Here is a 25,416-nt window from a genome sequence, read left to right as displayed (position 1 = left end):
ATGAGTTTAATTACGGTATGGAGCCCTCTGCCGGGAGGGACCGGGAGCACCGCATTGGCTGCAAGCTTGCCGGTGGTGTTGGCGGCGGAGTTTAAAGTGAAGTGCCTCTTGTTGCACGGAGGAAAAGCCGGCGAAAGAGTGGAGCAGGCGTATTCGTTAAGAAAGGAGCCTCTTGATCATTCCATTGCGACTTTTCAGGATGAGGGAATGAGCGCATTGGAGCGCCTGGCGGCCAGCGGACGCCTGACTCCCGATAACCTTAGGGATTACACCATCCCTCTTCTTCCGGATAAGCTAGATCTTCTCAGCGCTCATCCGAATCCTTGGGCAATGGGGGATGACCGACGATGCCGTTTACTGGATCAAATTATAAGAACGGCAAGCCGGTCCTACGACGTTATCGTAGCGGATGCGGGAAACGGGTTCCCGAATGCGGCAGACCGCAAGCTCCTTGGTTCGTCGAAGTTGGTATTGTTCGGACTCACCCAAAATCTGAGATCGCTGGAAGGTTGCTTCGAACAGAAGGCAATAACGGAGATGAATATTCGGGAAGAAACGGTCGGTTATGTTGTCGGAAGATATGACCGGAACAGCCACTGCACGCTTCAAAATATGAAGCGGCGGTTCGGATTGAAAGGAATGCTTGAGGGTGTGCCTTATTGCACGGAAATTGCGAACGCATGGAATTCGCGCAATCTCCAGTCTTGTATTCTGAGGGCGCGCGGAGGAGGAGACAGAAGACGCGTTACCCCATATGTTCAAGCTGTCAGAAACATCGCTTTCGCGGCAGCTGAGCGCCTGGGATTGCCGGCAGCCTCGGGCTTTACGGAAAGGGGGGCTTGAATGCTCACCGGCACGTTCCAAAACACTTTGTTCATGGTTCTGATATTTATACTGGCCGGTCTTTATATAACGCTGCGATGGAGGAGAACGAAAAGACAGCTCACGCTTCCCAGACCTGGGCCAGACCAGTATTCGCTTGAATCGATGACCGCATTTGTCAAGGATACGCTCCATCAGATAACCCGGAGCCAGCTTTCCGATCTTGGACTTCATGAAGAAGAGTACCGCAGGCGCTTGAGTAAAAGAAGCGAGCTGCGGCGGGCTCTTAAAGGATGCATCTCAGGCAATGTCCTGGACAAGCGGTACGTTAAGGATTTTTTAAAGGAGCTTTTGCTAAAGAACCTGCAGGTAAACGAGTCGAATCTTAACCATGCCATCCCGTTTCATCGGCATGAAGCCCTTACGCCCCAGGACAAGTTCGAGATCCTGTTGTATTTATACCAGCAGGAGTATGGGGATGAGGCCTTGTCGACGATGTTGGAGCTTTATCATTTGTCTCAGCCGAGAATTCTTGAGGAGTATGGCGAGGATGCCGTTTATGCCGTCACGGCCGACGATATTGATTACATATATGACCATGAAATCCGTCCACTGAGTTTGGAGGACAAGCTGAATATTGTGGTTCAGCGAATTTACCAGCATTACAAGGGGTTTTCTGTCATTGACGAGATTCGGGATCAGCGGATTGACGGGGTGAGCGGCGGCGTTAGCGGGATGCTCGGAGATAAAGCCGTAGAAGATACCCTTAAAGAGAATGATTATTACGCCGGTTTTGCGGGACCTCCCGCCTCGGAGTGCGAAAGCATATGGATATTTTATAAAGGAATATCGATTCATATGGCTTTTTTGTCCTTTGGGGATGTAAGGGAGTTGAAAAGGGTCTGCCAGAACATTTACAAATACAATCACCCCGGACAGTTATCCGAAGCAAACGGTTATAAAGTGAACGAAATGAAAGACGGTTCGCGCGTTGTCGTCGTTCGGCCTCCGTTTTCCGAATCGTGGGCTTTTTTCGTCCGGAAATTCGATGTGGATGCCGTTTTGCTGGATCAGCTGATCACCGGCCATGGTGCGCATATCCCGATCGGCCTGCTGCAGTATTTGATGAAAGGAAGCCGTATTACGGCCATTACAGGCGCCCAAGGATCAGGGAAAACAACGCTGCTGATGGCCATGGTCAAGCATATCTATGCTTCCTATACATTGCGGGTTCAGGAGATGGCGTTTGAGCTCCACTTGCGAAAAATTTACAGCCGAAGAAATATCCTGAGCTTTCGGGAAACCGAGTTTATCAGCGGACAGGAGGGGCTTGATCTTCAGAAGAAAACGGATGGAACCGTAAATATTTTGGGCGAAGTGGCAAGTGACGAGGTGGCATCCTGGATGATTCAAATGTCGCAGGTGGCCAGCTTGTTCACCGTATTCACGCATCATGCCAAGACGTTCAACGATCTAGTGCAGTCTTTAAGGAATTCGTTGCTAAAAAGCGGGATGTTCCGGCAGGAGGATATTGCGGAGCAGCAAGTGGTCAGCGTGATAAATTTCGATATCCACCTGAGAAGGGATCATAACGGGAAACGATATATCGAAAGAATAACGGAATGCATACCGTTCGAATGGGAGCTCTCCGGAGAAGCGATGCCGGAGGAAGCGGAAACCCTGGCGGAGTTTGGTCAAAGCCACACCAAGCATAGCGCTGACGGGTCACGCCAATCGGTTCGCTATCGTTATACCTCCCGAAATGTCGTTGAATACAGAAACGGGGGTTATGAAGCGACGGCTCCCTTATCGAGACGGTCGATTCGAGAGATGGAAGAACAGATGCTGCCGCAGGATATCGATTCGTTCCGAAATTTTATCCGGGAAAGCTGGGGAGTGACAGTGTGACCACAAAAGATATTCTGATCTCCGTTTTGGCGTTCTCTTTGCTCGCTTTTGCGGTTATATACGGGGCTCTCCTGTGGATTCAACGCAGAAACCAGGAGCTTGTGGAATCTTCCAGGCCTCACAAAGCCAACAGATCTGCCCACTTCAAGCAAAGATACCGTTATTTTTTCCAAACGGCGTACATCAACGCGATGAAACTCCCGATGGTTTCGGCTTATGTGAAGAGGATGCGGAAGCGGATTTCGATCATACACCCTTTCGATGAAGTTTCACTCCGGTACGAAACGATGAAAATAACGTTGATGGTTGCCGGTGCAGCCGGAATTACCGGATTGCTGCTCATTTTGATTAACCCTGGGATTGCGTTTGTACTCATATCTCTATTGTCTGCCGTGGTTATTCACGATTTATTGATCGATATCTATATGAACCGCTTGGAGCGAAGGCTGCTGGTTCAATCCCTTGAGCTTTTTTCCGGTGTCAGACATCATTATCAGCAGCACGGAATGGTGGAAGAAGCGATTTATGAGGCCGCCGAGACTGCGGGGCATGAAATATCCCTGCATGCTCACCGCATCTATCAGGCGCTGATCTCTCAAGATCCCGAGGAAGAGCTTGAACGGTATTACGAAACCGCACCCAACCGGTTCCTCAAGGCTTTTGCCGGGATATCCCACCTCGTGATGGAATTTGGAGATCGTGACAAGAAAAGCAGCTCTATTTTTTTGCAGGGGTTAAGCGGGTTGACCAAAGAGATTCATTTGGAAATTTTAAGGCGCGACAAGCTGGACTATTTATTGAAGGGACTCAACGTTATTGCCCTGGTCCCGGTATTCTTTACGAAACCGATTGAACGATGGGCACGAGGCAGCTTTCCCGCCATGGATGAATTTTACATGAGCAAGCTGGGCGTTATTACCAAGCTGTCCATTTACGTCATCATCCTCGTTGCCTATGCATTGCTGCAAAAACTTCAGCAAAACAGCGAAACCGATTACCGGGCCGGATATGACAAAAAATCCTGGGAAAGCATGCTCCTGCGTTATAAACCCGTGAACTCGCTTGCTGCAATGCTGATGCCTAAAGCCGGTACGCCTAAACACGAGCGGCGGGTAAGGCTGCTCAAGGAAAGCAATACCCGCCTTCGGCTGGAGTGGTTCTATGTACGACGGATGAGCTTAGGCCTGCTTGCGTTCATTGGCGTTATGGTTACCTGTTTGTTTTTGCATGTTAACGCGAAACATCAACTCCTGTATTCGCCCGTTTCCGAGACATCCTTTTTCGGTAAGATGAATGCCCTGCAGGAGAAGGAAGCGTTTAAGAAAGCGGCCGTTGACCGGGAAGTCATGAACCATTTGGGCAGATCATCCGGGGTGTCGCCGGAACAGGCTGAAGAAACGGTTAAGCAATTTTGGGAGGGAAAGCTGACCCTGGATCAACTTGAGGAAACGGCGGAGCGTATCGTTCGCAAACTGGAACGATATAATGCTGAATATTTAAAATGGTGGGAAGTTATATGCGCTTTCGCAGCTTTTGTTATAGGGTATTATTTCCCATTGTGGATGTTGATCTTCAACCGCAAGGTCCGGAAGCTGGAGATGAAGCATGAGGTCTATCAATTCCAGACCGTCATTTCCATTTTGCGCGGAATGGGCCGAATATCGGTTGAAGGCATACTGGAATGGCTGAATCGGTTTGCGGTCATTTTTAAAGTGCCGATTCAGAAAAGCCTTTTGCACTATGAGCACGGTGCCGAGCTTGCCCTGCAAGAATTAAAGGAGGATGTATGGTTCCCGGATTTCCAGCGATTGGTGGATAAACTGCTGCTTGCCGTTGACAAGGTGCCGATCAAGGATGTGTTTGACGATCTTGAAGGCGAAATGGCATTTGTCTTTGAACAGCGAAGGCAGGAATATGAGCGAATGATCGACACCAAAGCGGCCTGGGGAAGGATGATCGGATTTGCTCCGATGTACGCACTCATTTTTTTTGTATTTGGTTATTCCGCTGATCGGGATGAGTTTTACGCAGATGAACGATTATTATGAACAGATTCAAAAATTGTAATGATATGTTCCCGGGTTACGGGAAGAGGAGGATAAACGATTATGAATAACGCATCTTCGGCTTTAAAGGTGGCGGCAGGGATATTCCTGACCATTGCCCTTATCACCATTGTCGTCATTTTGTTCATTTCCGCCCAGGAGGCTACCAAGACGGCCCAAAACAACTTTTCGGATATTCAGACAGAGCTTTCCCAGGCCGCGTTCACGGTTTATGACGGGACAACCATCAGCGGTTCCCAGGTGACCAATGCCCTCCGCAAATATAAAGACAAGGATCAGTTCGGAATCATGATCAAAACGGGCAAAAACCCTGCTGGCCAATGGTACGGCAATGTGCTGAAAACGGACGGATCCGTCGAGCATCCCGATTCGCGTCAAGGGTCGATCACGGAAACGCTGAATGAGAAAAGCCCGGAATACGTCAATCCCAGCGGCAAGTTCAAGGCGACGATTGTGAAGGATAACTCAAATGTGATTCGAGGCATTATTTTTGAACAATAAAGCATCTTCCAGGGGCCGGTTCCATGAAAAACCAAGTTATTTCGATGCTGGAGTTGTCGGTTGCTGCCGTCCTCTTTATGGGGGCATGCTGGTATTCATATCAAATGCAATCAGACATTGACGGAGCCATTGAGGCAGCCTACGGGTTGAGCCAGGAGCAAAGCATTTCGATATCCACCGTGAACCCGGGAAGGTATAGCGACGCTCTTACCTTTCGAGGGAGTGAGATTTTGTTCATGCTCCGGGGGGAAGAAAAGAAGCTGTATGACCTATCCGTGGACGGTGTAAGCTTCCCCCCGGGAGGCGATCCCGAAAGTTGGGATTTGTCCGTCATTGAAGCGGCAAGCCATTACGCCGTGCGTTACCATTACGGCAGTTCAGGCGAAATCGTGCGGATCCAGTTTTCAAAAGTGAGGTAAGCCATGTCCAATTCGTTATCCAAGTGGTTTGCGGCGTTGCTGTCCGTTCTGCTGCTCTACTTCGTTCCGGCAGGGGAGAGTGCGCGCAGGCAGGATGATCTTTCGAGAATTGTCGTGTTTCAAACGGTCACGAAATTCGTAGACAGCGTTCGTACGAAGGGCTATGTAACGCCGCAGATGTATAACGGTTTTTTGCAAGAGCTGGAGGTTACCGGAAACCTTTACAAGGTGGAGATGGAGCATCAGCATAAAAGGTATCATCCGGAGTACGGCGATCCGGCAGATCCCGGAACGTTTCAAAACCATTTTTCGGTCGTGTTCGATTCATTTTATACGGATGACATCATGAGCATTCTGTTTCCACCTTCCGATCTGGCCAAGGATGATCCCGATAGGCGATACAAGCTTGCTGCAGGCGATTTTTTTAACGTTAAGGCATACCGTCTGAACCGTACTCCATACTCGGTGTTCAGCGAGGCTCTGACGGGTTCGGGATCGGGGGACAAGTCCGGCGTTGTTTTTCCGTACGGCGGGATGGTGCTGAATGAAGATTACTGATCTTGCCGTTTTATTTACCGCATTGTTTTTTCCGTTCTTTATGATCTTGTCCATGCATGCCGGGAACATGCAGGATATTCGTTACATTGAAATGAAATATACGGCCGGATTGAGAACGGCGGTTCAAGACGGAGGCGTGATGCTGAACGTAAATGAGAGGCAGGAGATGGAGGCGGGTTACGAATCATCCAAGAGATTTCGTGCAGACAAAGAAAAAGCTCTTGCCGCCTTCTCCAGAACTCTCTATTTAAATATGGGAATCCAAGACGATCCTCAGGCGCAAGCCGCTTTATGGTGGTATATTCCTGCCATCGCGGTTATGGATTATGACGGGTATTTTATCTATGCGATGGAGTCGTTTACGGATTCGGAAGGAAATCCATCCTGGAGACATGCCTGGACGCCAAAAGTTCCATATGCCTACGCTGACGGCGACGGTAACAGCATCCACTTTACATTGGATCGCCGAGTGGAAGGGTATCATCTGTCGAGCGGGACATGGCATGCCGGCTGGCAGCACGAATTGGCCGGGACTACGGGCATACCTCTGCTGAATCAATCACAGACCTTTGAGCAAGTTAGGCGATTGACGATCGTACATGCAGTCCAGGAGGATCTTGCATATTACATCGGGCGCCACAACGAAATTGCGGCCCGGAACGGCATATCTTACAGGTTTGACTTACCCGTCATCAGTCAGGAGGAATGGGTGAATACGGTTGACGATATCGGAATGATGGCATTCATTCAAGGAATCCCGGTGGGAGACCGATATTACAACAACTATGCGCTCGGTGGCGGCAGGCTCGTGAAGAATCCTGTTTATTACGGCGTAGTTGATCCGACAGACGGCCTGAAGTATGTTTACCGCAGTACCTGTTCGGTTCCTTATGAGGTGCATGAGGTCTTTGATAGTCCGAAAAAGGCGGCAGAAGCCGGTTACCGGGAGAAAAGCTGTTACAACCCGGGCGTCATGTAAACTCGAAAATTACTGTTTCGACAATGCCGATGTCTATGATACAATAAACTCTTGATTGCACGATTAGAGATTTTTATAAAGTCGGCAATAAATCGTGAGTGTTTAGGGAACCGGCTTATTAAATACCCGCTCTAATCATTCCATTCATATGAATGAGTTTATTTTATATAGACAGGAGTTTACCGCAGTTATGAGTTTATTGACCGTAGAAAATGTTTCGCATAATTTTGGCGATCGGGTGCTATTTAAAAATGTATCCTTCCGGCTTTTGGCCGGCGAGCATGTGGGGCTGGTCGGCGCCAACGGGGTCGGCAAATCCACGCTCATGAATATTTTGACGGGACAGCTGCTGAAGGACAGCGGCAAGGTGGAATGGACCCCTAAGGTTCGTTACGGTTATCTGGACCAGCATACCAAGCTTACTCCCGGCAAAACCGTGCGTGATGTGCTGAAAGATGCTTTTTTGCCCCTGCTCGAGCTAGAACAGGAAATGATGTCCATTACGGAAAAGATGGCGGATGCGTCTCCCGAAGAGCTGGAGCTTTTGCTTGAGCAGATGGGAGAAATCCAAGAACAGCTTGAGATTGGCGATTTTTACATGATCGATGTGAAGGTGGAGGAAATGGCGAACGGTCTTGGGTTGTCCGTGATCGGGCTGGACCGTGACGTTGCGACGCTTAGCGGAGGGCAGCGGACCAAAGTGCTGCTTGCCAAGCTGCTGCTGGAAAAGCCGAATGTTTTGCTTCTGGACGAGCCTACGAACTATCTGGATGTAGAGCATATCGAGTGGCTAACCCAGTATTTGAAAGAGTATCCGTATGCGTTTATTCTTATTTCACACGATACCGAGTTCATGAATAAGGTCGTCGATGTGATCTACCACCTTGAATTCGCGAAGCTGACCCGGTATACCGCGAACTATGATAAATTCCTGGAGATGGCGGATATCAACAAAAACCAGCATATCGACGCCTATGAAAAGCAGCAGGAATTCATTAAAAAGCAGGAAGATTTCATTCAGCGCAACAAGGCCCGCTATTCCACGTCCGGACGTGCGAAAAGCCGCGAAAAGCAGCTGGACCGTCTTGAGCGTATTGACCGGCCTGAGGAAGCCGCCAAACCGGTGTTTAATTTCATGGAAGCCCGGGCCAGCGGCAAAACCGTTTTTGAAGGCATTGACTTCGAGATCGGGTACGACCGTCCGCTGCTTCCGAAAATGTCGATCACCATTGAACGCGGTGAAAAAATTGCGATCGTCGGCTGTAACGGCGTCGGTAAATCAACGCTTCTCAAAACGATTTTGGGTAAAATACAGCCTATTAGCGGGAAGACGTACCAAGGAGATTTTCTATACCCGGCCTACTTCGAGCAGGAGGTTCGGGCAGGAAATCTAACGCCCATCGATGATGTATGGAACGAATTTTCACACCTGAACCAACATGAAGTTCGCGCTCATTTGGCCCGCTGCGGTTTGAAAAACGAACATATCACCCGACCGCTGAAAGCGCTCAGCGGTGGGGAACAGGCCAAAGTCCGTCTGTGCAAGCTTTTGATGCGGGAGAGCAATTGGATATTGTTTGACGAGCCTACCAACCACCTGGATGTCGCTGCCAAGGATGAACTGAAGAGAGCCCTTAAAGAATATAAAGGGACCGTACTGCTTGTTTCCCATGAACCGGATTTTTACGAAGATTGGGTAACCAAGATTTGGAACGTGGAAGACTGGTCCCATCAGTCTAAATAAAGTCCGATGAGCCACTCGCGGTGAGTGGCTTTTTTGGTTTTAAAGCGGATCTACTTCCGGCAGCAGGAATGGATGCCGTTCATTTTAGGCAGACTAATTCCGGACATATTGCTGATGAAGGGTGACTTCAATGCGAAAGTGGGGGAATCCCTATGGATAGGTCGATCATGTTTGCAGTCTCCGATCAAGAACGGGCTGAAAGAATAACCGGCTGGCTCGAAAAGGCCGGATATACCGTAATCCAAACGGATCACATGGATTCCGCCTTATCCTATGCTCGGCAGAAATCATTGGATATGGTCATCGTGGACAGCCGGCTTCAAGGGATGAATGATTTTGATCTTCTCCACACCATACAGACAGAAAGGCAAGGGCTGCCTCTCATTGTGCTGGGAAATGACGGTTCCGAAGAAGCGGCCGCGTCGCTGGAAGCGGGGGCCCATGATTATATATCCCCGGAAGCGGATGAACGGGAGGTTGCGGCCCGCGTAGGGAAGCTGCTTCTATTGTTTGAAATGGGCGGAAGGCAGAAGGATCAGAAGATCGAGATTGGCGATTTGACGATCGATCCCCCTAGCAGACAGGTGAGCCGGGGGGGCAAGGCCATAGAATTAACGCAAAGGGAATATGAGTTGCTGCTGTATTTGACCCAGAGGCGCAATGAAGTCTGTTCCAGGGATGAAATTTTAATGCATGTTTGGGATTTCGACTTTCATACAGGAACCAATGTGGTGGATGTTTATATCCTTCATCTTCGAGAAAAATTGGACCGGGGACACAAATGGAAGCTGATCCGTACGGTGAGGGGGGCGGGATATATGCTGAAGCCGCCGGAAACCGATGCTTGATTCGGAGTGTTAAAAACGTAGAACAATCCCAAGGGTCGATTGGCTTGGGGTGCCCCATCTGCATGTTTTGAATTTTCGGCGATTCCTGCTTCGGGCTTTTTTTAATTAAAGCGACAGGTAGCGCTATGGGCTTTCCCATGCCCCATAATCCGATCAGATGGGTACGTAAGAAGCGAAGGCAAGGGCGATTCGGTTTAGCTCGCGATCTCCGCGCTTTATCGCACGAAAAAAAAGAGCTGTCCCGCAGTAGAGAGCATCTACATTTGGGACAGCTCCGTTTTAATTATTTTCAACTACAGGACGCGGCGCGCTTTCAGGTAAGTTCTTTTCCAAGTGCCGGAATTCAGTTTGGAAATCGTCACGCCCGGCTTGCCATACGTGTGAAGGATTTTACCGTCGCCGGCATAGATCGCCACGTGAGTTACGTTTCTGCCGTTGGCGCGGCTGCCGCTGGAGAAGAACACCATGTCTCCGGGACGAAGGTTTGCTTTGGATACCGCCACGCCGACTTTGGATTGGGCGGCAGATGTACGAGGCAGGTTCACCCCGTATTTCTTAAAGATGTGTTTCATGAAAGAAGAGCAGTCAAATACTCTGGTTGTGCTTGTCGAAGCACCGAAATCATAAGGTGTACCCATATATTTTTTGCCGAATTTAACGACTTGTTGTCCTTTGGTAGTGGTTGCGGCCGCTTCCACCCGGTCAGCCGGAGAAACCGCCAAAAGCGTTCCCATTCCCATCGCAGCGCTCAGGCTGATGATTACGGCTTTCTTGATCCAAGTCTGTTTAGTCATGATGTAGTACCTCCAAGTTGTTTTGTCTTTCGCTGAACCGAGTATAACAGATTTGAAACCACGCATAATTTGGAAAAAAATGCTGGATACGGCGGCTGGCAAGGAATGAAAGCGTAATATTAAATTACAATTAAAAGTTACAAAAAATTAAGAAATCCGTGTTTCCGATATGCAAAAAAAGCGAAAAACCCTTGTGTGCCGAGGGCTTTTCGCTTTCAAAAAAATTTACGGTAATAATGACGAAAACGTAATAATTATCGATCCTTACTCTGAATTATGAGCAGTAATCCGCCTTCAATTTTAACGGTGCCTTTATTGCCTGACAATCGGTTGCTTATCCCCAGGGATTGTCCGATTTTTAAGGTTGCGTTATGAAGGGGATACTGAAATCCCTCAAGCTCAATACCGGTCACTTCCGGAGTCAAGGGCAGAAGGGACACATAGGTAAATCCCCTGTCTTCAACGGTACAGCTCGTACCTGTCAGCGTAATGTAATTATATGAATCCAGCATGGAGCAGCGGATGTGATGCTGAACTCCCCTCAGCAGCATATGAATGTTCGCAAGGGTATGGTCCATGCGGGTTCCAGTCCCGCCAAGAAGCATGATTTCTTCGGGGGTTCTTTCAATAGCCAGATCGAAGGCGAGCTCGGTGTCGGTTAAATCTTTGTTAACCGGATCGCATCTTACTATACTTCCGCTCACGGCCGCGACTTGCTCCAGTTGCTCCTCGGAAATGGAGTCAAAGTCACCGACGGAAGCGTGCGGCTTAATCCCGTGTTCGATCAGAAAAAGAGCGCCCCGGTCAGCGCCGATTATATAATCATCTTTCTTGATTTCATCTAATAAACGAGGAGAGAGGTCACCGCCAGTAAAGATTAAAATCCGCGTGGATTTCATATGATTTCCTCCTTAATGGCTTAGTTGTCATTTTATATCAGTATAGAGCAGTTTTTGTGCTTGCACAATTTCGGCACGCGCGGATAAAATGGGATAAGCAAAAAGATAAGGAGCGGAGGATAGACATTTTGGACGTGCATGTGTTTGATCTGTTCAGTATTATCGGCACGGTTGCTTTTGCCATGTCGGGCGCTTTTGTTGCCATGGAAGAGGAGTATGATATTTTAGGCATCGTTGTGCTGGGGCTGGTAACGGCCTTTGGGGGCGGGATTATCCGGAACGTCCTGATCGGTGTCCCGGTTACAACGCTTTGGAGTCAAGGGGATTTGATACTTCTTGCCATTGTCTCCGTATTTGTTGCTTTCGTGCTTCCAATGGCCTGGATTAAACACTGGAAAAGAACCGAAGCTCTTTTCGATGCGATCGGATTGTCGGCTTTTGCATTACAGGGAGGGATCTATGCCACCCAAATGAATCACCCGATGAGTGCAGTGATTGTAGCCGCGGCGATGACGGGGATCGGAGGCGGGATTATCAGGGACCTGCTTGCCGGGCGCAAGCCGCTTGTTCTTCGGGACGAAATATATGCCGTTTGGGCGATGGCCGCCGGAGCAGCCATCGGGCTCGGGATTACGAAATCCACTTGGCAGCTGCTGACGCTGTTCGTTTTGGTTGTCGTTTTCAGAATGCTGTCCGTTCACTACAAATGGCGGTTGCCGAGGCGTTTGCTGTCGGCAGAGTCCCCGAGCCACGGCAAGAACGTTTCCTTGTAAGCGTTCTGCTCCTGATGGAATTCGTTGATTTTTTTCAAAAGTCTCTACGAAGAAGGGAATGAAGCAAATGATCTCCGTCCTTTTTGTCTGCCTTGGCAACATATGCCGCTCGCCGATGGCTGAAGCGGTGTTGCGGCACAAAATTGCGCAGAGAGGATTAAGCGGTAATATTAGAGTGGACTCGGCAGGGACCGGCGACTGGCATATCGGCAAGGTTCCCCATGAAGGCACCCGCAAGATACTCGACAGCTGGCATATTAGCTACGAGGGAGTTGCTGCAAGACAAGTTCAGAGCCGGGATTTTTCCGACTTCGATGTTGTGGTGGCCATGGATGACTCGAACGTTGAAAACCTGCGGAAACTTTCGGGCGGGGAAGATGCCGATATCATTAAATTCATGGATCTTCTGCCGAATGAAAAGCAGCGGCAGGTTCCGGATCCGTATTTTACCGGAAATTTCGATGAAGTCTACCGATTGATTGATGCGGGCTGCGACGTCCTGCTGGACAGGATTGCCAAAGAAAAGTTATAATTTAGACGGACAAGCGGTTTTCGCCGCTTTTCCTTTTGAAGATGAATGAAAGCGCATGCAGTTTAGCGGTTGAATAAAAGATGAACAAAAGCACATTCCACAAGCAGAAACGACTTCGATGTCCTTCTAATAGGAAGGATAGCGATAGCGTTTCTGCATGAAATATAAGCCGAGTATAAAATAAACCTTATACTTTCTTATATTTTCAAAAAGTGCGCGATTGTTCATCTTTTTTTTGCAGGGGATAGGGGATCAATGCTGGAAGAAGTACATAAGGGCGGAAGGCAGCTCCTTCTGCCAGAAGCCCCAAATATGGCGGCCGTCCTTCTCTTCATAATGTACGGTAGCCCCGCGTTCCTCAAACAGCTGTTTTGTTTTCCGGTTCAGCTCAACAAAGTTATAAACTCCCGTGTCCGTGGTGTAGCTGTCCTCTTGAAGACCGACGATCATGAAAATATTCATCCAGGACAAATCCGTTTCGAGGGCGATAATATGTTGGGACTGCTCGTAAAAAGCGCCGGACAGGCTGATAATGCGCGTAAACAGCTCAGGGTAACGCAGAGCTAAATGAACCGAAACGCTGCCGCCAAGAGAATCCCCAGCAAGGATCCGTTCAGAGGTTTCTCTCCGGACAGGATACTTTTGTTCAATATAGGGAATAATTTCTTCGGCAAAGCAGGAAAGGTATGCGTCAAAACGGTTTCCGAAAGGAGCATACTCTTCCGTTCGCACTTTCGTGTTCACTTCAACGCCAACAATGATGAACGGCTCAACGCCTTCCTCAAGGATCAGCTGGTTGGCCCATGTTGCAATCCTTCCGAAATTGAAAAACTCTTCACCGTCCTGACAGTACACGACAGGGTAGCTGAGGATTTCGTTATATCCGGGAGGAAGATAAATGCGAAGGGTCCGGGGCTCCTTTAAATAGTTGCTCTGAATTTCTTCTTTTACGATCGTTCGCTTCATTAGACGTTGATCCGTCATCGAATCTCACCTTTCTCGTTCGTTTTGGAAAATCGCCAACAACATGCTGAGATGACCTGTTACGGTGACAAAAGTCGCTGACATTGTTAAATCTGCGACGCTGTTATATTAATTTTCAAAACCTGTTATACATACAAAAGCAAAGAAAAATGAAATTTGTTCAGCATTTCTTTGACGAATGGAATAGAACAGGTGTATAATAATTCTATAACAGCGGAGCTTGATATTCAAATATTTATTGAGGTGAAGAAAATGACCAAGGTTGCTTACGAAGTATACACCGAGGAAGTCGAAACATTATCCGTACTTTCCCCGGACGGCGAAATCGTGAATCAAGATCTTATGCCGAAACTTACAGATGAAGATTTGAAAGAAATTATGTACCGCATGGTATTTACCCGCACATGGGACGATCGTGCCGTTAACCTCGGCCGTCAAGGACGTCTCGGTTTCTATGCTCCGGTGTCCGGCCAGGAAGCAACGATGGTCGGCAGCGAATTCGCACTTCAAAAAGAGGACTTCGTTTGCCCAGGATATCGCGACATGCCGCAGCTCGTTTGGCACGGACTTCCTCTTTACCAGGCATTCCTTTATTCCCGTGGACATCAACACGGCGGTCAAATCCCTGACGGCGTGAATGTATTGATGCCCCAAATCATCATCGGTGCCCAAATCCTGCACGCGATGGGTATTGCTATGGGCTACAAGCTGAAAAAACAAAAGCAAGTGGTTATTACGTACACGGGTGACGGCGGTTCCTCCGAGGGCGACTTCTACGAAGGCCTGAACTTCGCGGGCGTTTACAAGCTGCCGGTCATTTTCTTCGTGCAAAATAACGGATATGCCATTACGACTCCGTTCGAAAAACAGACTGCCGCGCTTTCCATCGCCCACAAAGCGGTTGCCGCCGGCATTAAAGGCGTGAAAGTGGACGGCATGGATGTTATGGCCGTTATCAAAGCCGTTCAGGACGCTGCTGAACGCGGACGCAACGGCGAGGGCGCGACCCTGATCGAAGCGGTAACGTACCGTTTCCGTCCTCACTCCCTGTCCGACGACGCTACGAAATACCGTACAAAAGAAGAAGAAGGACAATGGAACGAGAAGGATCCGATTGCCCGTCTTGCCAAATACCTCGAGAAGAAAGGTCTTTGGACTGACGAAGATACGGCTCGCGTAAAAGACGAAGCAAAAGCAAAAGTCAACGAGCAAATCAAGAAAGCCGAACAAACCGAAAAAATGACCGTTCCCGGTCTGTTGGACAGCATGTTCGAGCAAACCCCGAAACATCTTGAAGAGCAAAAAGCCGACTTCCAATAAAATCGGTTCCTGTTTTCCGGGAACTGCTTCGGATACGGTCTTGATGAAGCGGCAAAGCCGTTCAGGACCGTGGGCTTTGAACGGAGTCCTGCTTTTATTAAACGATACGGTTTAACTGCCAAGCATATGTGATCTGTTATGTCTAAGGAGGAAATGAAGCAATGGCACAAATGAACATGAAAGAAGCGATTCGCGACGCGATGCGCGTGGAATTGAACCGTGACCCGAACGTTGTCATCTTCGGTGAAGACGTTGGTAATGTCGGCGGTGTTTTCCGGGTAACCGAGGGTTTGCAAAAAGAATTCGGGGATGAGCGGGTATTCGATACGCCGCTGGCCGAGTCCGCAATCGGCGGCATGGCCGTAGGTCTCGGTATTCAAGGGTTCCGCCCGATCGCGGAGATTCAATTCGTCGGATTTATTTTTGAAGCCCTCGACCAAATCGTTATTCAAGCGGCCCGCATGCGTTACCGTTCAGGCGGACGCTATAACGCGCCAATCGTATTCCGTACGCCTTTCGGCGGCGGCGTCAAAGCGGCGGAATTGCATACGGATGCCCTGGAAGGTTTGATTGCCCAAAGTCCGGGTATTAAAGTCGTAGTACCGTCCAATCCTTATGATGCGAAAGGGCTTCTCATTTCTGCGATCCGCGATAATGACCCGGTATTTTTCATGGAGCACCTGAACCTTTACCATGCTTTCCGCGCGGAAGTGCCGGAAGGGGAGTACACGGTCGAGATCGGCAAAGCGAACGTTGTCCGCGAAGGCTCCGACGTGACCATCATCGCTTACGGCCTTATGGTGCATACGGCGACAAAAGCGGCGGAAGAGCTTGAAAAACAAGGCATCAAAGCCGAGATCATCGACCTGCGCACCGTTGCTCCGATCGATATCGACACCATCGTGGAATCCGTCAAGAAAACCAATCGTGCGATCGTGGTTCAGGAAGCTCAAAAATCCGCGGGTGTAGCCGCTGAGGTTATTGCCCAAATTAACGAGAAAGCCATTCTGCACCTCGAAGCTCCCGTCCTTCGCGTAACGGCTCCGGATACGGTATATGCTTTTGCGCAAATCGAGGATGCCTGGCTGCCAACCCCTGCCCGCATCATCGCGGCAGTGAATAAAGTAATGGAATTTTAATTGCAGTAAATATCTAGGGAGGTTTTACAGTTGGCAAAATTCGAATATCGTTTTCCAGAGCTGGGTGAAGGTCTGCATGAAGGTGAAATCATCAAAATGCACATCAAGCCGGGCGACAAAGTAACAGACGACGACATCATCATGGAAGTCCAAAACGACAAGGCTGTCGTGGAAGTTCCTTGTCCCGTAAACGGTACGGTTCAAGAAGTTTTTGCCAAAGACGGTCAAGTATGCCGCGTTGGCGAAGTTGTAGCGATCATCGACGCCGAGGGCGACATTCCGGAACAGGAAGGCCACGCTGAAGAGCAGACCGCACAAGAAGCTGACGCAGCGAAAGGCAGCGCGGATACCCAAGCTTCTCCTGCGAAAGACGCTCCTGCAGATGCGAAGCAAGGCGAAGCAGGCGGCGCATCCGCACCGGCAGCTCCTAACAAAGACGTGCTGGCTACACCAAGCGTACGCAAATTTGCCCGCGAGCAAGGCGTTGATCTTTCCCAAGTTCAAGGCTCCGGCAACAACGGAAAAATCACCCGCGAAGATGTGGAAGCATTCAAAAACGGCGGAGGCCAAGCGGCGGCTCCTGCGGCTCAAGCGGCTGCAGAAACCCCGGCGGCTCCTGCAGCAGCAACCGCAGCCGTGGATCCTCGCGCCGAAGAAGAGCGCGTGCCGTTTAAAGGTATCCGCAAAGCGATCTCCAACGCGATGGTTAAATCCGCTTATACCGCTCCTCACGTTACGATCATGGACGAAGTGGACGTAACCGAGCTGGTTGCTTTCCGCACGCGCATGAAACCGATCGCCGAGAAGAAAGGCACAAAAGTGACTTACCTGCCGTTCATCGTTAAAGCGCTGGTTGCGGCTTGCCGTCAATTCCCTGCTTTGAACGCGATGATCGACGAAGAGAACAACGAGATCGTATACAAAAAATACTACAACATCGGGATCGCTACCGACACGGATAACGGTCTGATCGTGCCTGTCATTAAAGACGCTGACCGTAAGAGCATCTGGATGATCGCCGACAGCATTCGTGACCTTGCCGGTCGCGGACGTGAAGGCAAACTGAGCGCGAACGAAATGAAAGGCTCCACCATTTCCATCACGAACATCGGTTCCGCCGGCGGCATGTTCTTTACTCCGATCATCAACTTCCCTGAAGTTGCGATTCTGGGTACCGGACGCATTTCCGAGAAACCGGTCGTGAAGAACGGCGAAATCGTGGCTGCACCGGTTATGGCTCTTTCCTTGAGCTTTGACCACCGCATCATCGACGGAGCAACCGCTCAAAACTTTATGAATTACATTAAACAGCTGCTCGCCAACCCTGAGCTGCTTGTTATGGAGGTGTAACACATGGTAGTAGGAGACGCTTCTCTTGATATCGACACACTAGTCATTGGTGCAGGTCCCGGCGGTTATGTGGCGGCAATTCGTGCCGCCCAGCTGGGTCAAAAGGTTCTGATCGTAGACAAATCCGAAGTCGGCGGCGTTTGCTTGAACCGAGGATGTATCCCTTCCAAGGCTTTGATCTCCGCTGCGCATTCTTTTGAATCCGCAAAACATGCGAACGCATTTGGTGTTAACGTAGGCGACGTAACCGTTGATTTCGCAAAAACCCAAGAGTTCAAAAACGGCGTGGTTAAAAAAATTGACCGGCGGCGTTGGCGCTCTTCTGAAAGGCAACAAAGTTGAAGTATTCAGCGGCGAATGCATGTTCATCAACGAAAATGAGGCTCGCGTGTTCAATGAGCACGAATCCCCTCGTTACCGTTTCAAAAACTGCATCATCGCCACAGGTTCCCGTCCAATCGAACTGAAAGCATTCCCGTTTGGCGGACGCATCCTTTCGTCCACGGAAGCATTGGACCTTCAGGAGCTGCCTAAGAGTCTCGTCGTGATCGGCGGCGGCTACATCGGCGCAGAGCTTGGTCAAATGTTCTCCAAATTCGGAACGAAAGTAACCATTCTGGAAGGACTCGACTCCATCCTCAACGGTTTCGATCCGGACATGACGAAGCTGGTTGCGAAAAACATGCAAAAAACCGGCGTTGACATCATCACGAACGCGAAAGCGGAAAGCGCGGAGCAAACGGATAAAGACGTAACCGTGAAATATACCATTAACGGCGAAAGCAAGGAAATCACTGCCGATTACCTGCTTGTAACCGTCGGCCGTCGTCCGAACACGGACGGAGAGCTCGGTCTTGACCTGATCAACATCGAAATGACCGATCGCGGCCTGATCAAGGTTGACCATCAAGGACGCACGAACCACCCGCACATCTTCGCGATTGGCGACATCGTTCCTGGTCCGGCCTTGGCCCACAAAGCTTCTTACGAAGGCAAAGTCGCTGCCGAAGCGATCGCTGGTCTTCCATCCGTTGTGGATTACAAAGTGGTACCGGCGGTAGCCTTCACGGATCCTGAATGCTCCAGCGTAGGGATGACGGAAGCTCAAGCGAAAGAACAAGGTTACAAAGCCAAATCCGCCAAGTTCCCGTTTGCGGGCAACGGCCGTGCTTTGTCCCTGAACAGCCCTGACGGTTTCGTGAAAATCGTTGCCGACGAAGAAACCGGCCTCGTGCTGGGAGCTCACATCGCCGGTATCGAAGCGTCGAACCTGATTGCCGAGCTGGGTCTCGCGATCGAAATGGGTGCTACGCTCGAAGATATCGCTTTGACGATCCATGCTCACCCGACGCTTGGCGAAATCGTGGCTGAAGGTGCCGAACTTGTTCTGGGTCACCCAATCCATGTCATGGCGCCTCGCAAGTAATATCCTTTTTCATCATTTTGACCTTATCGGTCATTAACCAAGAGACTGTTCACCGGGTCCGTGAGATCCGTGAACAGTCTTTTTTAAGATAAAGAAAGTATAAACTTCGGAGATGCGGCTTCCTTATATCGCGAGAAAAACTTCCGCTAAACGCGGTCTGTCTTCTGAGAAAGTGCGTGGATAGACGTTTTTTTTATTATTGACGGTCGGATGGGGAGGAGGGATATATGTCCTTCCATCCATAAATGTCAGAGCCGCCTTTTTTTGTATGCCGCCACCCAGAGGTGTGTGGTAAACTATTAGCTGACATGCAGAAATAAAGACGTAAGGGTGGAGAATCCTATGAAAAATTACTTGGAACTGCTGCAGGATATTTTAGATAACGGAATCCAAAAAGAAGATAGGACCGGAACGGGAACCACGTCCGTTTTTGGGCGGCAGCTTCGGTTCGACCTGTCCAAGGGTTTTCCTTTGGTAACGACTAAAAGAATTCACTTGAAGTCCGTCGTACATGAGCTTTTATGGTTTTTGAGCGGCGAAACGAACATCCGGTACCTAAAGGAAAACGGCGTCCGAATTTGGGACGAGTGGGCTGACGAGAACGGGGATTTGGGACCGGTATACGGGTCGCAGTGGCGTGCTTGGGAAACGCCGGATGGCAGACATATCGACCAGATTGCAGGCGTCATTGAGTCCATCAAGAACAATCCCGACTCACGGCGTCACATCGTAAGCGCCTGGAACGTGGCGGAAATCGACAACATGAAACTGCCGCCCTGCCATTTCGTATTTCAATTTTACGTGGCCGGCGGAAAGCTGTCCTGCATGCTCACCATGCGCTCGGTAGACTCTTTCCTGGGGCTGCCGTTCAACATCGCCAGTTATTCGCTCCTGACCCATATGGTGGCCCAGCAGTGCGGACTGGAGCCCGGAGAGTTCATCTGGTCCGGCGGGGATGTCCATATTTACTCGAATCATATGGAACAAGTGAAAACCCAGCTCGGACGCGAACCGTATCCGCTGCCTCAATTGGTCATCAAGAGAAAGCCGGACAGTATCTTTGATTACAAATTCGAGGATTTTGAATTTCAAGGCTATCAGTACCATCCGACCATTAAAGCGACCGTTGCCGTCTAATTAAGGATGCGGGTGTCGAGTTGGAGAAAAAAAACACGCGGTAGTTGAAAGGAAGGGTTCCAATGAGCATTTCGATGATATGGGCGATGGGTAAAAAATCAGGTAATCGGGCTGGGCGGCACGATGCCTTGGCATCTGCCCCGGGATATGGCTTTTTTTTCGGGAAAAAAACAATGGGCAAGACCATTTTGATGGGGAGAAAGACTTGGGATTCCTTTGGCGGCAAGCCTTTGCCGAAACGTAAAAATATCGTGCTTACCCGTGATCGGAACTTCACTTTGACATCTGAAGAGGGCATTGTCATTCATGATATCGAGCAAGCCAAACCCTATGCTGCCGATCAGGAGCTGATGGTCATCGGAGGCTCGCAAATCTATGAACAGATGCTGCCTGCGGCGGACAGGCTGTATGTCACCTTCATCGATGAATCGTTTGAAGGAGACACATTCTTTCCCGAGATTAATTGGGAGGAGTGGACTCCCGTTCAAGAAGAGCAAGGCATCACGGATGAAGCCAATCCTTATTCCTATCGTTTTGTTATCTTTGAACGTAAGGGGCTTTAACTGCGTAAGCTCTCCGAATCCTTTTTGCTGAGGTTTGATTTGTAGGAAAGTGCAAATGATTGTATATATAATCCATTTATCAGGGGAAACGACAAATGCTACGATGTTTTTACGCTTCAGCTCTGTAAAGTGTTTGTTAATGCTGTAGACAAGCGGTGATAAAAGTTTTTCTTAGCTTAAAATAGAAAAAAATGAATCAGCTAAACGGCACATTATAGCACCATGTTTCGATAGAAATCGCCTGATTTGTGATATGATGAAAAGTACAATCATACAAGTTGCTCAGCATGAAGAGAACGGATGGGGGAAAGCAGTATGTCAACACCAACAGGATTTATGGAATATCACCGTCAGCTTCCGGCAGATCGGGAACCGGCGGATCGGGTCAAAGACTGGGAAGAGTTTCATAAACACATGGCAGAGGAAGAGCTTCAGACCCAAGGAGCGCGCTGCATGGATTGCGGAACGCCCTATTGCCACACCGGCATCGACATGATCGGCGGCACGTCCGGCTGTCCGGTTCACAATCTGATTCCAGAATGGAACAATCTCGTGTATCGCGGTTTATGGAGAGATGCATTGGAACGGCTTCATAAAACGAATAACTTTCCGGAGTTTACGGGACGCGTCTGTCCGGCTCCTTGCGAAGGCTCTTGTACCGTCGGCCTGATCGGCCAGCCGGTAACGATCAAAACGATCGAGCAGGCGATTATCGATAAGGGGTTTGAGGAAGGCTGGGTCGTCCCGGAACCACCGGAGAAACGCACGGGGCGCCGTGTGGCTGTCGTCGGTTCAGGCCCGGCCGGGCTTGCTGCTGCCGCTCAGCTGAACAAGGCGGGCCATTCGGTGACGGTATTTGAACGTGCCGACCGGGTCGGCGGCTTATTGATGTACGGCATCCCTTCCATGAAGCTGGATAAAGCTGTCGTTCAGCGGAGGGTAGACCTGCTGGCTGCCGAAGGCGTCGAGTTTATCGTAAACACCGAAATCGGCAAGGATATACCGGCACAGCAGCTGGTTGACGATTACGACGCGGTCGTGCTGTGCGGAGGCGCCACAAAACCGCGCCAGTTCAACATTGAAGGCAGCGATTTGAAAGGCGTGCATTACGCGATGGATTATTTGAACGGAACGATCAAGAGCTACCTGGATTCCGGCCTTGAAGACGGTAACTATATTTCAGCCGCGAACAAGGACGTGATCGTCATCGGAGGCGGTGACACCGGTTCGGACTGCGTAGCGACGGCACTGCGTCATGGCTGCAGCAGCGTTACGCAGTTCGGTACCCACAAACAGGCACCGTTGGAGCGTGATCCGATTGCCAACCCATGGCCGCAGTTCCCGAACGTATACACGCTCGACTATGCCCATGAGGAAGCCAAAGCGCTGTTCGGACGCGACCCTCGCGAATTCTCGATCATGACAACCAAATTCGTCGGGGACGAGGAAGGAAACCTGAAGGAGCTGCACACGATTCAAATTGAGCGTATCGTTGATGAGACGGGCCGTAAAATTTACCGGCCGATTCCCGGCACGGAGCGGGTATTCCCTGCACGGCTGGCGCTGATCGCCATCGGCTTTGACGGACCGGAGTCGACGATTCTCGATCAGTTGGGACTTGAAAGCGACCGTCGCTCCAATGTGAAAGCCCGCTACGGCAAGTACGCTACCAATGTGGATAAGGTGTTTGCCGCCGGCGACATGCGTCGGGGCCAGAGCCTGGTCGTTTGGGCCATCAACGAAGGGCGCGAGGCTGCGCGTGAAGTGGATAAGTATCTGATGGGGAGTACGGTATTGGTTTAACAAAAGCCCGCATCCTATGTTATAATTGTATATTATGTTGATAGGGACTTCGCCTTTAGCGAAGTCCTTTTTTGGAGTCCTTTCCGGCGGCGGGCCTGCCTGCGTCCGGGGAAGGACTCGGGGAGGAGAGGTTACGTGAAGACGCTGGTCATCGCCGAGAAACCGGATATGGGGCGCAATATCGCCGCAGTGATCGAACCTCGGGCCAAGAACAACCGGTCCTACTTGGAAGGCGAACAGTACATCATCACATGGGCTATCGGTCATCTTGTCGGGCTGGCCGAGCCGGATGCTTATGATCCAAAGTACAAACGGTGGAACATTAAGGATCTGCCGATCATACCGGAACAATTTAAAATCGTACCCAATCCGAAAACAAAAGATCAGTTGAAAACGATAGGTGAACTTGCAAAACGCTGCGATATGATCGTCAACGCGTGTGACGCCGGGCGGGAAGGGCAGTACATATTCGCTTTGATCCAGCAGCAGCTAAAGCTCCGCCAGCCGGTGAAGCGCCTATGGATTTCCGACCTGACTGCAGAAAGTATTGCTAAAGGTTTTGCCGGTTTGAAGGACGGATCGGAATTTGAAGATCTTACTCTGGCGGCCCGCGCCCGAAGCGAAGCCGATTGGCTGATCGGAATGAATGCCTCTCGGGCTTTTACGACTCGGCATCAGACCCTGCTGTCCGTAGGCCGTGTGCAGACGCCGGTGCTGGCGCTGATTTACGACCGGCAGAAGGAAATCGAGGCGTTTGAGTCGCAGACCTTTTATGACGTGAAGGCGAAATTCCTTCAGGACGAACTGGAGTATCCGGGAACCTGGCAGGGAGAGCGCCTGACCTCGAAAGAAAAGTCGGAAGAGATTGCGGCCAAAGTAAAAGGGAAGAGCGGAAACATTACGAAATACGAGGTCAAGGAAACGAAGGAGTATCCCTTCAAGCTGTACGACCTGACGCTTTTGCAGCGCGAGGCGAATGCCAAGTACGGATATTCGGCCAAAAAAGACGCTGGATATTGCACAGGGGCTGTACGAACGCCATAAGGTGATATCCTATCCCCGGACGAACTCCAACTATGTCAATGAGCAGAACATCGAAGGCATGCATAAAGCGCTTCACATGCTCAAATCGACTTCTTATGCGACCATGGCGGAAGGTGCCGACGCAAAGCTTGTCCACAAAAACAACAAATCGGTCTGCAATCCGGAGCGGGTGGAGGATCACCATGCGATACTCCCGACGCTGAAGCGTCCCGGAACATTGAGCAAGGAAGAGCAGCATATTTACGATCTGATCATCCTCCGGTTTTTGTCGCACTTTTACCCGCCTGCCATGTACAAGCAGCATACCGTGTTAACGGAGGTGGAAGGAGAAACCTTTAAGACCAACATAAAAGAACTTCTGTCACTCGGCTGGAAGGTGCTTATTCAGCAGGACAAGGAGCGCAAAGCCTCCAAAGCTTCATCCAAAAAAGGCAGAGAAGACGAAGAGGACGAAACCCAGGAATGGAACGACCGTGCTTTCAACGTACAGGCGGACAAGCCGGTCACATGCACGCAGAGCGAAGTGAAAGAGAAAGCTACCCAGCCCCCGAAAAGCTACACGGAGGGGACGCTGCTGAAAGCGATGGAGAGCGCGGGTAAAAATATCGAGGATGACGAGCTGCGCGACGCCATGAAGGACAGCGGCCTCGGAACGCCTGCCACGCGTGCAGCCACGATCGAGCGTCTAAAAAAAAGTCGGTTATATTACGATGCAGGGCAAAAAGATCACCATCACCCAAAAGGGCCGGTCTGCCGTGGAGCTGATCCGCCATGCGGGCGTGGAGCTTCTGGCATCGCCCGAAATGACCGGCCAGTGGGAACGCCGCCTGCATCAAATATCCAAGGGGGAAGCTTCCGCGGATGTTTTCATGAAAAACGTGCAGCGGTTTACGATGTCCATCATCGACAAAGTATCCACGCAGCGGCCTGCGCCGCCTTCCATGTTCGGAGGCGGGGATGAGGGGAAAACCGGGAAGAAAGCGGGCGGCGCCCGAACGCGTACGGCATCCGGTACACGGAGTTCATCGACTGCCGGAGCCGAGCGACCCGGGAACAGCAGCCCCTCCCGAGAAAACTCGGGTACAGGTTCCCAGGCTCAGGGAGCCCGGGTTCTGCTGGGGGAATGCCCTGTGACCGGCTGTGGCGGACAAATCATCGAAGGCCGTAAAGGCTACGGCTGCTCGCATTTCAAATCGGGCTGCAAGTTTGTTATCTGGAAGGAATTTGCCGGCAAGAATATTTCGCATGCCATGCTGAAATCGCTGTTGACGAGCGGAAAAACGCAGCTGCTCACGTTTAAGGACGACCGCGGCGGTTCCTTTAAAGCACGAATCGTCCGAAGCGGAGCGGAAAGCGGACAGCTGAGAGTGGAAAGGGAAAGCTCAGCGTCACCCACGTAAACCGGGAACCTGAGGACGTTAAGGCATTATCGTCAATTGTATTTTTTGATATGAAAAAAGGCAGTCCCCCGATGAAGGTTGAACTGCACCCCAATTGTTGGACACACGCTAACAATTGGAGGTGCAGTTTTTTTGTGACTAAATTTACAAAGGATAGTAAACTGGCGATTATTCACGCGTATGACCCTACGCTTCTCTCACAGAGGGAATACGCAAATCAAATGGGCGTTACCAACTCTCAGTTTCAATATTGGTTGAAGCTCTACGAGATCCATGGTGAGTCTGCCTTTGCCAATGGCTATACAAATTATCCGACAAGCTTTAAACTGGACGTACTCAATCATATGGCTCAATTCAACGCTTCCCTCATGGATACCGCAGCTCTGTTCAACCTTTCGAACTTCTCC

At 50.2% G+C, this 25,416-nt stretch carries 21 protein-coding genes and 2 pseudogenes; 20 read left to right on the top strand and 3 right to left on the bottom strand.

The features are described from left to right. From XI25_RS33225 to XI25_RS00075, 9 genes are all read left to right on the top strand, one after another. Positions 1-843 carry a hypothetical protein gene (locus XI25_RS33225; RefSeq protein ID WP_046676817.1) on the top strand — a complete coding sequence of 281 codons (843 nt, stop codon included), beginning with the start codon at positions 1-3 and terminating at the stop codon, positions 841-843. Beyond that, complete coding sequence (locus tag XI25_RS00110) at positions 844-2,730, top strand: ATPase, T2SS/T4P/T4SS family (RefSeq protein ID WP_046676816.1); 1,887 nt, start codon at positions 844-846, stop codon at positions 2,728-2,730. Continuing rightward, positions 2,727-4,778, top strand: coding sequence for a hypothetical protein (locus tag XI25_RS00105; RefSeq protein WP_235439583.1), 2,052 nt, complete (start codon positions 2,727-2,729; stop codon positions 4,776-4,778). Before XI25_RS00110 ends, XI25_RS00105 begins: the two co-directional genes overlap by 4 nt. A gap of 60 nt (positions 4,779-4,838) precedes the next feature. Next, entirely contained in the window at positions 4,839-5,297 is a 459-nt protein-coding gene (locus XI25_RS00100; protein ID WP_046676815.1) for a hypothetical protein, read from the top strand. 23 nt (positions 5,298-5,320) lie between these two features. Then, a complete protein-coding gene (locus tag XI25_RS00095; protein ID WP_046676814.1) occupies positions 5,321-5,716 on the top strand; it encodes a hypothetical protein in 396 nt (131 codons plus the stop codon). A 3-nt stretch (positions 5,717-5,719) separates the two neighbouring features. After that, positions 5,720-6,274 carry a hypothetical protein gene (locus XI25_RS00090; RefSeq protein ID WP_046676813.1) on the top strand — a complete coding sequence of 185 codons (555 nt, stop codon included), beginning with the start codon at positions 5,720-5,722 and terminating at the stop codon, positions 6,272-6,274. Beyond that, complete coding sequence (locus XI25_RS00085; protein ID WP_046676812.1) at positions 6,261-7,253, top strand: hypothetical protein; 993 nt, start codon at positions 6,261-6,263, stop codon at positions 7,251-7,253. The genes XI25_RS00090 and XI25_RS00085 overlap by 14 nt, the downstream gene beginning before the upstream one ends. A gap of 190 nt (positions 7,254-7,443) precedes the next feature. Further along, positions 7,444-8,997, top strand: coding sequence for an ABC-F family ATP-binding cassette domain-containing protein (locus XI25_RS00080; protein ID WP_046676811.1), 1,554 nt, complete (start codon positions 7,444-7,446; stop codon positions 8,995-8,997). 152 nt (positions 8,998-9,149) lie between these two features. Beyond that, positions 9,150-9,845, top strand: coding sequence for a response regulator transcription factor (locus XI25_RS00075; RefSeq protein WP_046676810.1), 696 nt, complete (start codon positions 9,150-9,152; stop codon positions 9,843-9,845). A 293-nt stretch (positions 9,846-10,138) separates the two neighbouring features. Here XI25_RS00075 and XI25_RS00070 read toward each other — a convergent pair whose 3' ends face one another. Beyond that, a complete protein-coding gene (locus XI25_RS00070; RefSeq protein ID WP_046676809.1) occupies positions 10,139-10,639 on the bottom strand; it encodes a C40 family peptidase in 501 nt (166 codons plus the stop codon). Between the two features lie 254 nt (positions 10,640-10,893). Then, positions 10,894-11,538: a thiamine diphosphokinase gene (locus XI25_RS00065; RefSeq protein WP_046676808.1), complete on the bottom strand. Its 645-nt coding sequence runs from the start codon at positions 11,536-11,538 to the stop codon at positions 10,894-10,896. Between the two features lie 134 nt (positions 11,539-11,672). Between XI25_RS00065 and XI25_RS00060 the strand changes: the two genes are divergently transcribed. Together XI25_RS00060 and XI25_RS00055 are read left to right on the top strand one after the other, a co-directional pair. Next, on the top strand, positions 11,673-12,311 hold the full coding sequence (locus XI25_RS00060; RefSeq protein ID WP_046676870.1) for a trimeric intracellular cation channel family protein: 639 nt from the start codon (positions 11,673-11,675) through the stop codon (positions 12,309-12,311). Positions 12,312-12,378: 67 nt separating this feature from the next. Then, a complete protein-coding gene (locus XI25_RS00055; RefSeq protein WP_046676807.1) occupies positions 12,379-12,843 on the top strand; it encodes a low molecular weight protein-tyrosine-phosphatase in 465 nt (154 codons plus the stop codon). A gap of 252 nt (positions 12,844-13,095) precedes the next feature. Here XI25_RS00055 and XI25_RS00050 read toward each other — a convergent pair whose 3' ends face one another. Next, positions 13,096-13,827 (bottom strand): alpha/beta hydrolase, encoded by a 732-nt coding sequence (locus XI25_RS00050; protein ID WP_046676806.1) that lies wholly within the window; start codon positions 13,825-13,827, stop codon positions 13,096-13,098. Positions 13,828-14,079: 252 nt separating this feature from the next. On the opposite strand from XI25_RS00050, the gene pdhA reads away from it, so the two are divergent. From pdhA to XI25_RS00005, 9 genes and pseudogenes are all read left to right on the top strand, one after another. Further along, positions 14,080-15,147, top strand: coding sequence for a pyruvate dehydrogenase (acetyl-transferring) E1 component subunit alpha (gene pdhA, locus XI25_RS00045; RefSeq protein WP_046676869.1), 1,068 nt, complete (start codon positions 14,080-14,082; stop codon positions 15,145-15,147). A 161-nt stretch (positions 15,148-15,308) separates the two neighbouring features. Next, positions 15,309-16,286 carry an alpha-ketoacid dehydrogenase subunit beta gene (locus XI25_RS00040; RefSeq protein ID WP_046676805.1) on the top strand — a complete coding sequence of 326 codons (978 nt, stop codon included), beginning with the start codon at positions 15,309-15,311 and terminating at the stop codon, positions 16,284-16,286. A gap of 30 nt (positions 16,287-16,316) precedes the next feature. Next, entirely contained in the window at positions 16,317-17,636 is a 1,320-nt protein-coding gene (locus XI25_RS00035; RefSeq protein WP_046676804.1) for a dihydrolipoamide acetyltransferase family protein, read from the top strand. A 3-nt stretch (positions 17,637-17,639) separates the two neighbouring features. Beyond that, positions 17,640-19,062: pseudogene (gene lpdA, locus XI25_RS00030) on the top strand (dihydrolipoyl dehydrogenase). Positions 19,063-19,404: 342 nt separating this feature from the next. Beyond that, positions 19,405-20,199: a thymidylate synthase gene (gene thyA / locus XI25_RS00025; protein WP_046676803.1), complete on the top strand. Its 795-nt coding sequence runs from the start codon at positions 19,405-19,407 to the stop codon at positions 20,197-20,199. Between the two features lie 62 nt (positions 20,200-20,261). Then, on the top strand, positions 20,262-20,762 hold the full coding sequence (locus tag XI25_RS00020; RefSeq protein WP_082112153.1) for a dihydrofolate reductase: 501 nt from the start codon (positions 20,262-20,264) through the stop codon (positions 20,760-20,762). Positions 20,763-21,077: 315 nt separating this feature from the next. Then, on the top strand, positions 21,078-22,565 hold the full coding sequence (locus XI25_RS00015; protein ID WP_046676802.1) for a glutamate synthase subunit beta: 1,488 nt from the start codon (positions 21,078-21,080) through the stop codon (positions 22,563-22,565). Between the two features lie 135 nt (positions 22,566-22,700). Beyond that, positions 22,701-25,009 (top strand): annotated as a pseudogene (locus tag XI25_RS00010) (DNA topoisomerase 3). 134 nt (positions 25,010-25,143) lie between these two features. Continuing rightward, the coding region (locus XI25_RS00005; RefSeq protein WP_046676801.1) for a helix-turn-helix domain-containing protein at positions 25,144-25,416 on the top strand (273 nt) is incomplete at its 3' end.

This window comes from Paenibacillus sp. DMB20 (assembly GCF_000987955.1).
GTDB lineage: Bacteria > Bacillota > Bacilli > Paenibacillales > Paenibacillaceae > Paenibacillus_AQ.
The sequence above is the reverse complement of the archived record's forward strand: the minus strand, read 5'-3'. Positions and strand labels throughout refer to the sequence as shown.

Excerpts from the sequence above, each read along its gene's own strand:
- XI25_RS00110 (WP_046676816.1), top strand. The coding sequence starts at position 844 with ATGCTCACCGGCACGTTCCAAAACACTTTGTTCATGGTTCTGATATTT.
- XI25_RS00085 (WP_046676812.1), top strand. The coding sequence starts at position 6,261 with ATGAAGATTACTGATCTTGCCGTTTTATTTACCGCATTGTTTTTTCCG.
- XI25_RS00020 (WP_082112153.1), top strand. The coding sequence starts at position 20,262 with ATGAGCATTTCGATGATATGGGCGATGGGTAAAAAATCAGGTAATCGG.
- pdhA (WP_046676869.1), top strand. The coding sequence starts at position 14,080 with ATGACCAAGGTTGCTTACGAAGTATACACCGAGGAAGTCGAAACATTA.
- XI25_RS00055 (WP_046676807.1), top strand. The coding sequence starts at position 12,379 with ATGATCTCCGTCCTTTTTGTCTGCCTTGGCAACATATGCCGCTCGCCG.
- XI25_RS33225 (WP_046676817.1), top strand. The coding sequence starts at position 1 with ATGAGTTTAATTACGGTATGGAGCCCTCTGCCGGGAGGGACCGGGAGC.
- thyA (WP_046676803.1), top strand. The coding sequence starts at position 19,405 with ATGAAAAATTACTTGGAACTGCTGCAGGATATTTTAGATAACGGAATC.
- XI25_RS00050 (WP_046676806.1), bottom strand. The coding sequence starts at position 13,827 with ATGACGGATCAACGTCTAATGAAGCGAACGATCGTAAAAGAAGAAATT.
- XI25_RS00090 (WP_046676813.1), top strand. The coding sequence starts at position 5,720 with ATGTCCAATTCGTTATCCAAGTGGTTTGCGGCGTTGCTGTCCGTTCTG.
- XI25_RS00080 (WP_046676811.1), top strand. The coding sequence starts at position 7,444 with ATGAGTTTATTGACCGTAGAAAATGTTTCGCATAATTTTGGCGATCGG.
- XI25_RS00100 (WP_046676815.1), top strand. The coding sequence starts at position 4,839 with ATGAATAACGCATCTTCGGCTTTAAAGGTGGCGGCAGGGATATTCCTG.
- XI25_RS00095 (WP_046676814.1), top strand. The coding sequence starts at position 5,321 with ATGAAAAACCAAGTTATTTCGATGCTGGAGTTGTCGGTTGCTGCCGTC.
- XI25_RS00070 (WP_046676809.1), bottom strand. The coding sequence starts at position 10,639 with ATGACTAAACAGACTTGGATCAAGAAAGCCGTAATCATCAGCCTGAGC.
- XI25_RS00065 (WP_046676808.1), bottom strand. The coding sequence starts at position 11,538 with ATGAAATCCACGCGGATTTTAATCTTTACTGGCGGTGACCTCTCTCCT.
- XI25_RS00075 (WP_046676810.1), top strand. The coding sequence starts at position 9,150 with ATGGATAGGTCGATCATGTTTGCAGTCTCCGATCAAGAACGGGCTGAA.
- XI25_RS00015 (WP_046676802.1), top strand. The coding sequence starts at position 21,078 with ATGTCAACACCAACAGGATTTATGGAATATCACCGTCAGCTTCCGGCA.
- XI25_RS00040 (WP_046676805.1), top strand. The coding sequence starts at position 15,309 with ATGGCACAAATGAACATGAAAGAAGCGATTCGCGACGCGATGCGCGTG.